Consider the following 13,082-nt stretch of genomic DNA (forward strand, 5'->3'; position numbering starts at 1 on the left):
GGTAGCGCCTGTGGAAAGCTCGAGCTCTTCCGGCGTTCCCTCAGGCCAGTCGACCCAATCCGTCACCTCCGATGGCTCGAAAGTTTTTAGACAGTGGAAGCAGCCGCAGAGGGCGCTGCCCTCAATCTCCCTTCGGTGATTGGAGGAGTTGGAGTGTGCAACTACGACGTCCGGGGCGAGCGACATGAGCGGCACACTACGGCTAGAGCCCGAGATGAGGCAAGCACGAACTCTGCGCCGCATTCCCTGGATCGTCAAATCGAGTTCGGACAGGCGGTTGGGACCGCCCTCCCATGAGCAAATGAGATGAAGTACCGAGGCCATAGCCGGCGTCAGGTTGCCTTGCGGTCGCAGGGCGATGTCCGAGAGGAGCTCGGTGGCCTGACGCTCGAGGAGCGGTTCACGGCGGCGATCCTCCAAATTTCATAACACGCTCCAGAGTCAAATCACGCGTGTATGGCACAACCGGGCGTCGGCGTCAGCTTCCGCAGCGAGCGCCAGCGCTCGTATTGCTCCTGCTTGGCCGGAGCTGCATCTTCCACACCGCGTAGCCAGAAGTTGAACCAGTCCAGATTGCGTTCATTAATCTCGAGCAGGTGCCTGGGCTGGACCTTGAAGTGCGGTTCTTCGTAGTACACGAACAACTCGACAGGCTTGTTGAGTTCGATGAGCTGCCGGAACAGCTCCACGCTTAGCAGTATCTCCGAGTCCGGAGCATGGAGCAGGAGCGGCGCGCGCGTACGGTGAGCATTGAGAGCGGGCGACAGCTCCAGCCAGTTCTTCCAGTAGGGCCCCTGTGGGTCGGGGTAGCCGAGTCCGTGCGCCGTCAGCCAGGCCTGCAACTGCTTGTCCTGGAGAATGAAGGCAGTTGGATCGATTGAGCCTCCAGATATCGAAGCCGCCGCAATCCTCGTAGAGTGCGTGATGACGTACGTGCCCTTGTCGGCCGTGTCGCTCATGCCGGTGAGCCCGACGCACGTCTCCTCGATCAGACCACGTGCCTTGAGAAGATCGATAGCCGATTCCACCGTGCGCTGGTACGCCTCGTAGCCGTACTTGTGGCGCTGGTACGCATTGCCTCCATCGTCCGGCTCGATCCCGGCCAGATTGTTGTACATGTAGGACAATACGACGAAGCCGTTGCGCGCCAGCAGCTGGGTCGGGTACTCGTCGCCATCCCCACCGCGCAGAAACCCGCGCTGGCGATTCGGAATGAGCACCACCGGATACTTTCGGCCGGCGACATACCCTTCCGGCTTGACCAGCCAGCCGTAGGCCAGCTCCTTCTCGTCGACCCTCCAATCGATCCTTTCGGCGTCCAGTAGCTCGATGTTGCGGAACTCGGGATTGAGATCGACGAGCGTCGTCAGGGTGCCGTCCCGCAGAGAAATCGAGACCACTTGTGTCGGAACAGTCGGCGCCTCCCGTATGCATACGGCGCGGTCGCCGACGAACGGACATGCGCCTCTGAACCAGCTCCAGTCGCCGACCAGCATGTCGGTTGTCTTGAGGATCGTGCGCACGCGTCCGGTAGCGGGGTCCGCGGCATAGAACCCCATGGTGTCGTAGTGCGTTCCCTCACGGCGCTGGAAGTAGATCTGCGATTCGTCACGACTCCAGCTCAATGCGGTTATCCGCCCGCTGCACGCCTCGGCCTCGCACAAACGCCGAACCGAGCCGCCCGCGTCGCGAATGTAGAGATAGTCGTTACGTACGAAACGGGGAGTTTCATCAATGGGCTTGGTGAAAGCGGCTTGCTGGCCATGAGGCGCTACTGAGATCAAGGTGGCGGTCGGCTCGAGATCGAAGCCCGTCTTGGGACTGCCGGACAGAGCTTCGATCTCCTGCGGCGTTGCCTTCCGCTCCTCTCGCGATGACACATCTATGGACCAGAACTCCTCGACCTTCGGCAGGTAACGGCTGTGCTCCCAACGCTGTGCCAGCAGCGGTGAATAATCGTCGCGCTTCGCGTCCCAAGTCTCCTCGAGCGCCTTCGCTTCATTGTCGCTGAGCTGGGTGGGCGGCGTGGCGCCGTTCTGCAGCCGCACCCCGTGCATCTGCTTGTCACGGATGGCCGCTTCGCGCGCAGCTCTCGGCAAGCCCGTCATGAACACGATGCGGTTGGTTTGTGGCACCCATGCGAACCCTGAAACGTCCGCTGGATTTCGCGTTAGCTGTTCGGATCCCGAGCCATCCGTGTGCGCTACCCAGAGTTGCAACTCGCCGCTGCGTTTGGCCAGATAAACCAGCTTGCGACCGTCGGGCGACCAGCCCGCCTGCGTCAGCAGCAATCGCTGATGGGACTCGTTGGTAATGAATTCCCAGTCCGGCTCGCCGCCATCGCCGACATACAGAAAGTGCCCGGGCTCATCGATGTCGGCGACGTACCAGGCAGCCCTTTCCGTGTTTGCCTCATGATCGAGCTTTCGGACGCGAAACGCGACGCGCGAACCATCGGGCGAGACCGATAGCGCGGTCGCGTCGCGCATCTCAACGACATCCATGAGCTCGATTGGACGCTTCTGGCTCGTGCGCTCGACGATGGGGATCGGCACGGCCGGTTCGGCGCTCGCTGTCAACGCCACGCTTGCGCAAAGCGACGCTGCTGTGACGCACGTAGCTACAGCCCTGATCGCGCGCATACGTTCACACCTCCCTTCGGGCTGACTTCGACGAAGCGGCCGTGTCTGTCGGACTGCAAACGTCGTAGCCGGCGGTTCGTGCGGGCGAAGTGGCCCTGCTTGCCAGTGAAATTCGGCGAGGCCGAATGGCGCCTCGAGGATCTGGAGCCCCGGATGCGGCCAGCAAGACTCGCGCAGATTCTGGATGCCGGCCCATTAGAAGCGCTTCCCGATTTCGAGGTAATAGAACCGCCCTCGCATGTCGGTCTGAGACGGATCGTAGCCAGAGAAATTGCTGACGAAGTCGGCCTGCTTGTTGGTCAGATTGACCACCCCCAGCCGGCCACTCCAGCCTTCTCCCAAGTGGGGGATGCGGCCATCCGCGTAGCTGAGCTGGACGTCCAATATCGTCTGGGCCGGTACATCGCGTACCCCGTCGGTGTCGTTGTAGGAGTCGCGGTGGCGGGCGGAGAGGCTGGCGCCGAAGCCCGAGTCCCCAGTCCACGACAGGACCGAGGTCGTCTTCAACGCCACTGGAAACCCGCTGTCGTTGGCGATCCCCAGCACGTCCTGGGGCGGCGCGCCTGGCACGAGCTGCAGGAGGTAGCTGTCGACATAGCTGCCCAGCACCTGGATGCCGAAGGCCCCGAACCGCTCGGATCGCCGTCTATAGGCCATCTCGAAATCCACCCCCTCCACCGTCACCTGGCCGAAGTTTCCTGCTCGAGCGTCGATCGAGATCAGCCGACCTGGCGCCCCTGCGGCAATGTCCTCCGGGGTTGGCGTCGCGCGCACGATACGGTCGGCGAAAACGTCGGGGTTGGCCAGGATCAGGTCGGTATCGAAAGATGCCTGGACGAAGTTCGTCTGCTCGATGCGAAACCAGGAGGCGGTGAGCGTCAGGCCGGCCAGCGCTCCCTGAGGCGGCGCGAAGATGAAGCCAGCGCTCCATGAGCGGGCGCGTTCGGGCTCGATGTGCTGGTTGCCCCCGAGCTCCACTAGAACATCCACGGGCTCGTCGCCTCTCTGTGGATCAGCCACGACTGTGGTGAATGCGTTCGTCGGCGAGAACAGGTTGTAGAGCGACGGGATCTTGAATGCCTCGCCGTAGGTCGCCCGCAGGGAGAAGGCGGGCGTCAGCCCCCACAGCAGGCCGAATTGGGGATTGCTCGTGCCGATGCCGTTGCTGAAATGGTCATAGCGGATCGCCGCCGTCGCCTCGAGCCGGTCGGCCAGGGCCTGGTCCATCTCCGGCGACACCAATGGCACGCTGGCCTCGGCGAATAGCGCGTGGGAGTTCCGCTCGCCGGTCACGGCGATGACCCCCGGCGCGGAGACGTCCAGGGATTCCCGCCTGAGGTCACCGCCGATCGCGACCTTCACGGCGCCTGCCGGCAGCTGGAACAGGTCGCCGCGCACGACGAGCTCGACGGTGTCGGCGGAGGACTCGAACCGGTCGGTCCGATCGCCCCGGATCGAGTCCAGAACGGTCTGCGAGTTGCCGCCGGTAGTGAACAGATTGAGCGCCGTCGACGGATCGGTGGACGCCAGGGCAACGAACACCTTGTCGTAGTCGACGTAGTTCCGGTTCTCGATGGTGGTGTCATCATGGTCGCGCCACCAGCTCAGGTCGAAATCGAACTCGCCCGGTAGCCTTCCCTTGACGCCTGCGGTGAAGCGTGTGAACTGGGTATCTGCATCCGTGATACGCGGCCCCAGGTCCACGAAGCGATGGTCGACCGCGACATCGACGCCGAACGGATTGAACGGGTTTCCGGCCGGGACGACAAACAGGCCGAAGGCGGCGCCGAACAGGGCGTCGGGTGGGGACTGAAGGGATTGGCGCACGTGAGAATAGAGCGCCTCGCCGTAGACCTCGAGATCGGGGCTCAGCTCAACCTGGCCGGCGGCATAGATGCTCTCGCGGCGCGTCTCGGGAATCAGGCTGACGTAGGGCGCGGGCTCGAACAAGTTGATCGCGCCGTCGGTCGCCGTGAAATCCCCGGGCGTCAGCGACCTGCTCGACGGATTGTCCGGGATGCCGGCAAAGCTGGCGGTCAGGCCTGGTAGCGGCTGGCCGTCGACGGAATAGACCGTGCCCGGATAGGCCAGCGTACTGCGTAGGTCCAAGCCGCCGAAGCGGCTGAAGTCGCTGTCGGCGGTGAAGGGACGGTCGCCCTTGAAGACCGGGTCGCGCTCGAACCAACTGGCGATCAGCATACCCGAGAAGGGTCCCCGGTAGTCGCCCGCCACCACCGAGCCTTGCCATTCGGTGGCGTCGCCGGCGGAGCTGGTCCCCGTCCGGGCGGTGACATCCAGCCCTTGGAAGTCCTGCTTGAGCAGGATGTTGATTGCGCCCCCGATCGCGTCGGCGCCGTAGATGGCCGTGGCGGAATCGGTAAGGACCTCGACTCGGTCCACGGCCGCCAGCGGAATCTGGTTCAGATCGAAGAAGTTGCTGGCGAACTGGGCGCCGGAGACGTTCAACCGCCGGCCGTTCAACAGCATCAGCGTCGATCCGGCGCTCAAGCCTCGCAGCTGAGGCGGGGCGGCGCCGATCACGCCCTGGGCGCCCGACTCGTCCAGGATGGTGGAGGCCTGGGGCAGCAGGCGCAATACGTCGCGCACCTGCGTCGCGCCGCTGCGGTTGATGGCGTCTTGGTCGAAGGTGATGACCGTCGCCGGGCCGTCGGCGCTCCCTGCGACGCGCGATCCGGTGACGGTGATCGTCCCAAGCGTGGAAATGTCTTCCTCTCCGGTTGGCACGTCTGCAAGCTGGAGCGGAGGAACGGACGCTGCTTTGTCACCAATGACAACCGTGTTCTCGCCAATGTTCTGGTAAGAGAGTCGTGTTCCCTCCAGCATCCTCGCCAGACCTTCGGCAACCGGGTAGTCCCCTTTCAGGGGGTTGATCTCGGCGCCATCGACGACGTCCTGGGAAAAGACCAAGGTGATATCGGCCTGCTCAGCGAAGGCATTCAGGCCCGTTGCTGCAGGCTGGGCGGAGATGTCAAAGGTCTTGACCTGCCCCTGCGCCTGGACAGCGGTCATCGCAGCACTGAGCATCAACGAGGCGATGAGCGCGTTGCGGAGCACATTGCGCCTGAACTTGGACGCCATAGGACAACCTTGCATACGCCGCTCCCTCCCCGGGGATGTGTCTGGGTATCTGGCATTGCGTCGCCAGCCTGTCATTGAGACGGGGCCGACGATGTTTTCCGCCATTCGGTGTCGGATTCCGACCTTTGCTCGGCCCAGTCATTGACTTGCGCTGGGCTGGATGGCCCACACGACGGCATCCTGCAAATGGAGAATATGTCGTCGTCCAGTTGCTGGTAGTCCAGTGCGGTCCCGACCAGCAATCGCCTCAACCCTTCGCCCACGCTGTACTCGCCCTTCAGCGCCCGCGTCTGTGCGCCGGCGACCAAGTCGTAGGAGAAGATCAGTGTGATGTCGGCCTGGCGCGCGAATTCATTCAGCCCGGCGGCGGCAGGCTGGCGGGCAATTTCGAAACGCTTGCGGGCCACATCGGCTTGGACGCACGCGGTGGCCGCCAACAAGGCGAGCATGAGTGCAAAGAAGTTGCGGAATGATTCACCGCATTTCCACATACGGCATGCCTACAGGGTGGCGACGCGCCAGCGTCCGGTCCCCTGCAAGACGGGAGGGAAGTCTGAATCCGCCACCGACGAGCGCTTGATTGCGTGACTCGCGAGACTCGCGAGACTCGCCTCACCGCTCGAGCAAACGGCTACTGGAGTGCGGAGGACGCTGGAACGCGCGCTTGGATGTAGACGAGATTGTCGGACGTACGACGCGTGGTTACCGGAAAAGCTTTGGTCAGCGCCTCCAGGAAACCATCGATGTCGCCCGTGCGGAAGCGGCCGCCGACCCGTAGGTCATGGATACTGGAATCGATGATGATCAGGCGGGTGTCGCTGTAGCGGTTGAGCTCGGCGATGGCCTGCCCCAGCGGCTCGCCGTCGAAGACGATCGCGCCCTCGCGCCAGGCCAAGGTATTGGATAGCACGACAGGACTGATCGCGACCACCGGCACGGCCGCCGCAGTAGTCTCCAAGCGCTGCCCCGCCGCCAGCTCGCGTCTGGCTGGAAGCGCGGGTTCGGGTCCGTCGCCGGACGCTATTCGCGCTCCCCCCTCCCCCTGTGGCCCCACCGTCACCTTGCCCTCCGTGACGATGACCTCGATATCGCGCGTATCGCGTACGCGCACATTGAACTCGGTACCGACAGCACGCACCACCATGTCGCCGGCATGCACCAGGAATGGACGCTCGGGATTGCGCGCCACATTGAAGGAGGCCTCGCCCTTGCGCAAAACGACCACGCGCCTTTCACGATTAAAGCGCGTTTCCAAGATGGTGTTCGTATTGAGTTGTACGGTCGAACCGTCGGCCAGCATGGCGCTGCGCTGCTGGCCGACTGCGGTGGACAAGGTCTGCGCTTCGTTGCCACGCTGGAACCACGATACGACGCCGACAGCGATGGCAAGCGAGGCCGCCATCGCCCACGGCGCCGCTTGGCGCAGCCATCCGCGCGTCAGCGTCGGCTTGGCCACGGTATACAGGCGTTTCTCCTCGGCGACGAAGGTGGCCACCCGTTCCTCGCGTTTTGCCTCCGCCAAGTCGTCCAGCGAGCGCCAGACGCCGCCTAGTTCCTCGAACGCGCGCCGGTGGCGCTGATCGCGCCGCAGCCACTGCTCGAAATCGTTGCGGACCTCTACGGGCGCATCCTCGTCGTCGAGACGCCAGATCCACCTGGCAGCCTCTTCTTCGACCTCCGTAGCGCTACGGAACTTCAGCACGTCGCTCATCGGCCGCTTCCTTCATCCTCGATCCGGCGCGGCCCGGCCGTCAGTCCGATCATGTCGTGCTCGCGCAGATGATCCCGGCAGCGCACCAGTCCCTTAGCGACATGCTTCTCGATGGTGCTTTGCGTGATACCCAGCACCGCACTGATTTCGGATTGCGACAGCTTGTACACTTTTCTCAGCACGAACACGCGTCGACAGACCGGCGGGAGACTATCCACCGCCGAGCAGAACGCCTCGAAACGGCGGCGCGCATCCAGTTGCTCTTCCAATTGGGGGTTGTTGGATGAGACGCCCAGCGCGTCGAAATCCGCCACCGCATCGGTGGCGCGGCTGGTGCGGCGCCGGCCCAGTTCCACCGCCAGGTTGTGGGCGATCGTGATCAGCAGCGCCTTGGGCGACTCGACCGTGCTGTAGTCCTGGATGCCGTAGATGCGGATATACGTGTCCTGGATGACATCCTCGATGTCCTCCTCCGCGCTCAGATACTTCCGCAGATAGCCCCGCAGCATCGCGCGATGGCAGAACACCTGGTTGAGGAACCATTCGTGACGATCGGGCGACATAGGGAGGGCGGCGGCCTTGCTTGCGTCACATCTATGGAACGCCGATGCCACACGGAAGTAAAGCTGCACCGCGGCTTCAATTGCTTGTTCCTGCAGATCAGCGCGACGGATGGTGGAAATATTCTACTGGCCCGTCTTTGCCAGGTTGCGAGCCGCGCTGACCATCAAGCGACAGCGGCACGCCGTTGCCGGCTGGACCGACTCGATCCGATAGTCGGCGCCATCCAGCCCGGTCATGCGTGCGATCTGCTCATGCGCGCCACATTGGCCATCATTTGCGCGGCTCTCTGAGCGACGCTCTCCTCTGTGTCGCCGGGAGTGATCGTGCTCGCCAGTTCGGCCAGCACGCCCTTCACCGTGGCTTGTACTGCCCGATGCGACTCAATGCTCGTGTGGGAGCGGTGTTCGTCGTCCAGCGCCTGCCATCCATTCTCGATCCGCAGCATTCCCAGCCCGGGAACTCCCGATCGGGATGCCGGATCAACGGCGTGTTGGTCTGGTCTGAAAGGATCTCGATGTTCTCGACGCGCATCATCTTATGCCTAGCGTCTGGATTGCTAGGGAGCAACACGGGCAAGAGACAGCCGAGATTTTCCATGCCTGTCCGTCTCATGCCGGGCGGTCCGCCTGCGGCACGGCAGGTCAGTTCACGGCGGCGGTGAGTTGCTAGTCGGCACCAGAAGCTAGTGACGCCTCGTAGCGAGCAATGTACTCCTCCACCGGCTCAGCCGTGCCAGTGACGCTGATCCGCCCCGAATGCCGATTGACGATGAGGGGCGCATTCCCCGCAAGCCGCGATGAGCTATTCCCCGTGAGCAGGAACTCCCTGGACTGATAGAAGAACACCCATCCGAGGGGCCGCTCCAAGGTGGCGGAGTCGATGATTTCCACCTCGCAGCCGATCTCGGCTGTGCAGCCTTTGAGCTGCGACCGTACAAGGTGCCTTGCTTGGTTGCGGGTGACCATCGTGTGTCGCCTAGCGCTCGAGTTGGGCCGACCCGCGCAGCGGGTTCAGCTTGAATAAGTCGTCAGGTACCCACCGGACCTTGCCCAATGTGCGCGCGGATCTCGGCGAGGGATGAAAAGTACGGATTTGGCTCAAGATGTGCCACCTCATCTAGTGCCTCAGCGAGTTCTGCATGATGGTCCTGCGTAGCCTGTACCAGGCAGTACGTTCCACTCTGCACAGAGATCCAACCGCACTTGTTTGGAACAGTGAACTTTGGCTCAAGCGGCGTGCCGTCATCGCTCCAGAACAGGTACTGAGCGGCCTCTACATCGATTCCCTCGTGCTCTTTGACAGCGGTAGCCTCGTCACCGTGCACGGCAAGAACTCGTGTTTCGGTCTCGACGACAAAGATCATGGCCGCTAGCTACGCTAGACCCCTAGATGGGCATCGCACGAACTCTGCGCCGCGATCGCTGGGTCGTCAAATCGGGTTCGCACAGGCGGTTGGGACGCTGCTCTGCCATGGTCGATAGCGGTTGAGTGCCGAGGCCCTAGCCGGCGGCAGGTGAGCTTGCGTCGCAGGCCCCAGGCCTTTGCCAGCACCTGAGCTTCTTGCGTCTCCCTAGGCCCTCGGCTGCTTGTCGCGCCCCTTCAGCTGCGCCACCCGGAGCAGCCGTTCGGAACGCATGACATGCAGCACGTACACCCGCTCGCCATCGTAGCGATAGAAGACACGGCGCGGCGGCTCTACGAGCTGGCGATAGCGGGACCTCTCGAGTTCCTGCGGGCGGCTGCCGCTCTCCGGATGCTCCGCCAGCTGTTCCACGTGGCCAATAATCCTGGCCACCAGCTCAGCCGCGGCAGCAGGGTGTTCCAATGCGATGTAGTCGGCAATCGCTTCCAGGTCGCTCAGGGCCGGCTGCGACCAGACTATTTCAGCCATCGCGCGAGGCGCTTCTTCGCTTGCGCATGCGTGGCCACCCGGCCCTCGGCGATCGCCTGCTCGCCACGGGCGATGCCCTCCAGCACGGTCATGCGCTGCTGCATGAGTTGGTAGGTCTCCACGTCCACCAGGTAGGCGCTCGGCAGGCCGTGCTGGGTGATGAGGATGGGCTGCTTGTCCCGCTCGATATCCGAGAGGAGCTCCGTGGCCTGACGTTTGAGGGTCGTGACGAGTTCGGTGCGCATGAAGTGACACTAAAGTATCACTCTCCGTTGCGCAAGCGGCCGTGCACAAGGCCCGCGGCCCCTCCCCTGCCGGTCACGTCCCCGCCTCCTCCGGGGCCATGTCGAACCGCGTCTCCAGCCCCTCGATCACCCCGCCCAGCATCTCGGCGACGGCCTGGCAGCTGGCCGCGATGTCTTCCGCGCCATCGGCACGATGGGCGACGGCAGCCTTCATCACCTGCAGGAGCGCACGCGCATGCAACAGGCGGGCGTGCAGCTCGCTGGCGAGTGCCGGGCGGTCCGCCTGCGGCACGGCAGGCGCGTCCACGGCGGCGGCCGGCGCGAGCCGCTGGGCATACACCTGATCCAGGAGGCCGCGCACCTCGCGGGCCGCGCTGAAGATGACCTCCCCAAGCGCAGGCAGGCTGTGGTCATCCAGGGGGGCGGTGCCGATCGCGATCACGTCGCCAGTGGCGGTGATCGTTCGAAGCAGGCCGTCGAGCTGGTCGACCTGATCGAGGGTGATGCCGAAGGTCAGGCGGCTGGTCGGGCTATCGGCGACGTCTGTCGTCGGCCCCTCGTCGGCATACGCATAGGGGGAGGGGTTGCTGACTGCGTTGGACATGCTCGCGCTCCTTCGCTACGGGCCGTCATTGTTGGTGGTTCCGGGTTGCTTGTCGTCTCCGCGTGGTTGACGTCCGAGGTGTCCACTCACGACACAGAAGAATGGGCGGCATTTCTGGCGCTCTCCCGCGTTGGCGTCGCGGCAAGCATGGTCGGCTCCAGGTACATGTCGGTGACGCTGCTACGGGCTGCCGTGCGGCTAATCGCCCGACCGGCGCTGCGTCCCAGCATCGAATCAACAAAGACATCAAGTTGGAACACTGCCATGACCGTGATCATTGGACGCGGCAGAGCTTTACAAAACTTCCTCGAGCACTCCTGAGTCATCAAGTTGCGAAACGGTAATCGGCCCATTGCTGGGGTCCAAATCAGCCAATCTGGATTCTTCGATAACTTGTTGCATCACGTTCACCACCTTTCTCGGTGTGCGAAATGTCAATTGCCCGAGAATTGCTTCAAGCGCCTCTCTGGTGTAGGGAAATGCGCCAGATTGCTGGGTAGTGGGATCTACTCTGTTTTCATCCATCACGTGTATTGCAAATTCGACAGCCGCATCCCTGTCGAATGGCTTGAACTCGATCTGCCGGCTTACACGCGTTAGAACATACTCAGTAAAAATCGAAGGAAGAATCTCCTGCTCCGCTGAAACAGCGAGAACGAGACCGAAGCAACTTGGACATAGGTCGTATAGGTGCCTGATTAAGTCGTTTACTTCCAAGACTTCCTTTGTGGACGCCTGTACCAGAGCATCTATCTCGTCGATCATCAAGTGGACAGATTGCCGAAATCGCTTTGCCTCGGTGTCAAACTTCATCTCATGAACGAACAGATTTACCAAACGGGTAAAAGTTATCATTGCCTGATAATCAGTCTGTCCCTTAGGCGACAGGAACGTCTGCATCTCGTCGCGCTTCTCGTATCGATACAGCTCCTTTGCAAAATTGTAAATTTCAACCGAGGGGATTAGGGCTTGAATTACCTCATCCGCGGTGACATCGGCCCCCGACGATTTCTCACTTGTATATTGATTAACGCATCTACTTAAAAACGTTCGATAGTGAAGAGCGTCGTCAACTAGCGATGTTTTCTGAATAAGATCATCGTGAAATGCACCGCCAAAAGACAGGCGACCCTTGTCCTTCTTGAGAGTCGGAACATAGTAGGCCGCAGACTTTCCTGGGTCGGTAATTCCCCTCAGCCAATGAATTCCCCAAAGCAGAGCGTGCGACTTACCGGTTCCGTAAGCGCCGTAAAGTAACGTCAGGTTAGTGTTGCCAACTTGCTCAGCTCGAGACCGAATAAGAAACTTCTGCAATTGGTTCTGTTCTTTGGTCTGGCCGGCCCAGATCGCAAGTCGAGGATCGTCGTCAAACAATGCATTCGACCTAAAGGGATTATCCTTCAGATTGCACATTGCATAAAAAGTAGAGTTGTTCACCGGCATGAGGTCCACCTAAGCTAGTTTGAGCGTCTAATGTGCGTTTCTAGATCCAGCGCTTTGTCTGCCAGATGCAGGATGAAATGAGAGGATCCGTCAAGATCATCCGGACCAATTTGGTAACAAAGCTCTTCTTTTATCGCTCCAGCGGCACCATCGCCTAGGCCAGCTTGTGTGAGTTCCGCGGAACCGATAATAGCTATGGAGTCAATGTGTCGCATCTCTTGATCCAAGTTCGAATGGTCTACTTCAAATAGTAGAAAGCGAACATTGAGTTCAGGATGCACCAGAAGATCAACCCCCCTTTGCACAAGCCATCGATATGATCTCAGTTCACGCTCTGAAGGCGGGGCGGTGATCAGCGTCACCGATCCGCCGAGTTCAATCACCGAGGAAATTAGCCGGCCGATGAGGCCTATGGGACTGAAAAGCTGATCAGATATCCTTGGCGTGACGAGCGTCAAACTCCTATGCGGAACCAGGACCCTGGAAGCGATAACCTCTCGTAATAGCCGCTGCTCCGTGGACTTGAGATAGTTTGGGAACGCATATTGAGCATGAAGATCAACCAATTGCGGAGCCGCACGGACTTCAATCGCCCTATCTAAGCGCGTTGGTGGTTGCAGCCGATCCTCAATCGAATGATTCCCCGCGCGGTACCAGTAAATATGGCCGTCGCGTCGAACGAAAATTGCCCTAAACGCTGTTCGACCTCGGCTAATATAGCGGATTCTAGCGTCCTCGATTCCGTCGTAATCATGGTCATCGGCATCTGGCACAAAGTCACCGGATCCGTCAACTATCTTGCTCAATACGCGCGACGCGAAGTGGGCTTCGTTGTGCTCAACTAGATCCCGCAGGAACTCCAGGCAAATGTAAGTAGACATCG

At 61.5% G+C, this 13,082-nt stretch carries 14 protein-coding genes; all 14 read right to left on the reverse strand.

Features of this window, described 5'->3' with window-relative positions:
• Positions 1-446: 446 nt before the first annotated feature.
• The 14 genes from H0E84_RS15140 to H0E84_RS15205 all read right to left on the reverse strand — a co-directional run bounded on the left by H0E84_RS15140 (position 447) and on the right by H0E84_RS15205 (position 13,080).
• Positions 447-2,555, reverse strand: coding sequence for an Atxe2 family lasso peptide isopeptidase (locus H0E84_RS15140; RefSeq protein WP_180679481.1), 2,109 nt, complete (start codon positions 2,553-2,555; stop codon positions 447-449).
• 282 nt (positions 2,556-2,837) lie between these two features.
• Complete coding sequence (locus H0E84_RS15145) at positions 2,838-5,741, reverse strand: TonB-dependent receptor (RefSeq protein WP_180679482.1); 2,904 nt, start codon at positions 5,739-5,741, stop codon at positions 2,838-2,840.
• Between the two features lie 71 nt (positions 5,742-5,812).
• A complete protein-coding gene (locus H0E84_RS15150) occupies positions 5,813-6,190 on the reverse strand; it encodes an STN domain-containing protein (RefSeq protein WP_180679483.1) in 378 nt (125 codons plus the stop codon).
• Between the two features lie 182 nt (positions 6,191-6,372).
• The gene (locus H0E84_RS15155) at positions 6,373-7,452 is read right to left on the reverse strand and encodes a FecR family protein (protein ID WP_180679484.1); all 1,080 of its coding nucleotides are present in this window, start codon (positions 7,450-7,452) and stop codon (positions 6,373-6,375) included.
• Positions 7,449-8,084: a sigma-70 family RNA polymerase sigma factor gene (locus tag H0E84_RS15160; RefSeq protein WP_180679485.1), complete on the reverse strand. Its 636-nt coding sequence runs from the start codon at positions 8,082-8,084 to the stop codon at positions 7,449-7,451. The genes H0E84_RS15155 and H0E84_RS15160 overlap by 4 nt, the downstream gene beginning before the upstream one ends.
• A gap of 164 nt (positions 8,085-8,248) precedes the next feature.
• Positions 8,249-8,461, reverse strand: a complete 213-nt coding sequence (locus H0E84_RS15165; protein ID WP_180679486.1) for a hypothetical protein — start codon at positions 8,459-8,461, stop codon at positions 8,249-8,251.
• A gap of 220 nt (positions 8,462-8,681) precedes the next feature.
• On the reverse strand, positions 8,682-8,981 hold the full coding sequence (locus H0E84_RS15170) for a YrhB domain-containing protein (protein ID WP_180679487.1): 300 nt from the start codon (positions 8,979-8,981) through the stop codon (positions 8,682-8,684).
• A gap of 62 nt (positions 8,982-9,043) precedes the next feature.
• Positions 9,044-9,379 carry a hypothetical protein gene (locus H0E84_RS15175; protein ID WP_180679488.1) on the reverse strand — a complete coding sequence of 112 codons (336 nt, stop codon included), beginning with the start codon at positions 9,377-9,379 and terminating at the stop codon, positions 9,044-9,046.
• Between the two features lie 207 nt (positions 9,380-9,586).
• Entirely contained in the window at positions 9,587-9,907 is a 321-nt protein-coding gene (locus H0E84_RS15180; protein ID WP_180679489.1) for a type II toxin-antitoxin system RelE/ParE family toxin, read from the reverse strand.
• Positions 9,895-10,152, reverse strand: coding sequence for a type II toxin-antitoxin system prevent-host-death family antitoxin (locus H0E84_RS15185; protein WP_180679490.1), 258 nt, complete (start codon positions 10,150-10,152; stop codon positions 9,895-9,897). Before H0E84_RS15185 ends, H0E84_RS15180 begins: the two co-directional genes overlap by 13 nt.
• 73 nt (positions 10,153-10,225) lie before the next feature.
• Complete coding sequence (locus H0E84_RS20530) at positions 10,226-10,756, reverse strand: hypothetical protein (RefSeq protein ID WP_257644242.1); 531 nt, start codon at positions 10,754-10,756, stop codon at positions 10,226-10,228.
• 86 nt (positions 10,757-10,842) lie between these two features.
• Positions 10,843-11,022, reverse strand: a complete 180-nt coding sequence (locus H0E84_RS15195) for a hypothetical protein (protein WP_180679491.1) — start codon at positions 11,020-11,022, stop codon at positions 10,843-10,845.
• A gap of 28 nt (positions 11,023-11,050) precedes the next feature.
• Entirely contained in the window at positions 11,051-12,199 is a 1,149-nt protein-coding gene (locus H0E84_RS15200) for a hypothetical protein (protein ID WP_180679492.1), read from the reverse strand.
• Between the two features lie 14 nt (positions 12,200-12,213).
• A complete protein-coding gene (locus H0E84_RS15205) occupies positions 12,214-13,080 on the reverse strand; it encodes a hypothetical protein (RefSeq protein WP_180679493.1) in 867 nt (288 codons plus the stop codon).
• Between the last annotated feature and the right edge of the window lie 2 nt (positions 13,081-13,082).

The organism is Luteimonas salinisoli (genome assembly GCF_013425525.1).
Classification (GTDB): Bacteria; Pseudomonadota; Gammaproteobacteria; order Xanthomonadales; family Xanthomonadaceae; genus Luteimonas; species Luteimonas salinisoli.

Coding starts and splice junctions, on each gene's coding strand:
- H0E84_RS20530 (WP_257644242.1), bottom strand. CDS start 10,756: ATGTCCAACGCAGTCAGCAACCCCTCCCCCTATGCGTATGCCGACGAG.
- H0E84_RS15145 (WP_180679482.1), bottom strand. CDS start 5,741: ATGGCGTCCAAGTTCAGGCGCAATGTGCTCCGCAACGCGCTCATCGCC.
- H0E84_RS15155 (WP_180679484.1), bottom strand. CDS start 7,452: ATGAGCGACGTGCTGAAGTTCCGTAGCGCTACGGAGGTCGAAGAAGAG.
- H0E84_RS15165 (WP_180679486.1), bottom strand. CDS start 8,461: ATGCTGCGGATCGAGAATGGATGGCAGGCGCTGGACGACGAACACCGC.
- H0E84_RS15200 (WP_180679492.1), bottom strand. CDS start 12,199: ATGCCGGTGAACAACTCTACTTTTTATGCAATGTGCAATCTGAAGGAT.
- H0E84_RS15185 (WP_180679490.1), bottom strand. CDS start 10,152: ATGCGCACCGAACTCGTCACGACCCTCAAACGTCAGGCCACGGAGCTC.
- H0E84_RS15195 (WP_180679491.1), bottom strand. CDS start 11,022: ATGGCAGTGTTCCAACTTGATGTCTTTGTTGATTCGATGCTGGGACGC.
- H0E84_RS15175 (WP_180679488.1), bottom strand. CDS start 9,379: ATGATCTTTGTCGTCGAGACCGAAACACGAGTTCTTGCCGTGCACGGT.
- H0E84_RS15150 (WP_180679483.1), bottom strand. CDS start 6,190: ATGCTCGCCTTGTTGGCGGCCACCGCGTGCGTCCAAGCCGATGTGGCC.
- H0E84_RS15180 (WP_180679489.1), bottom strand. CDS start 9,907: ATGGCTGAAATAGTCTGGTCGCAGCCGGCCCTGAGCGACCTGGAAGCG.
- H0E84_RS15205 (WP_180679493.1), bottom strand. CDS start 13,080: ATGTCTACTTACATTTGCCTGGAGTTCCTGCGGGATCTAGTTGAGCAC.
- H0E84_RS15170 (WP_180679487.1), bottom strand. CDS start 8,981: ATGGTCACCCGCAACCAAGCAAGGCACCTTGTACGGTCGCAGCTCAAA.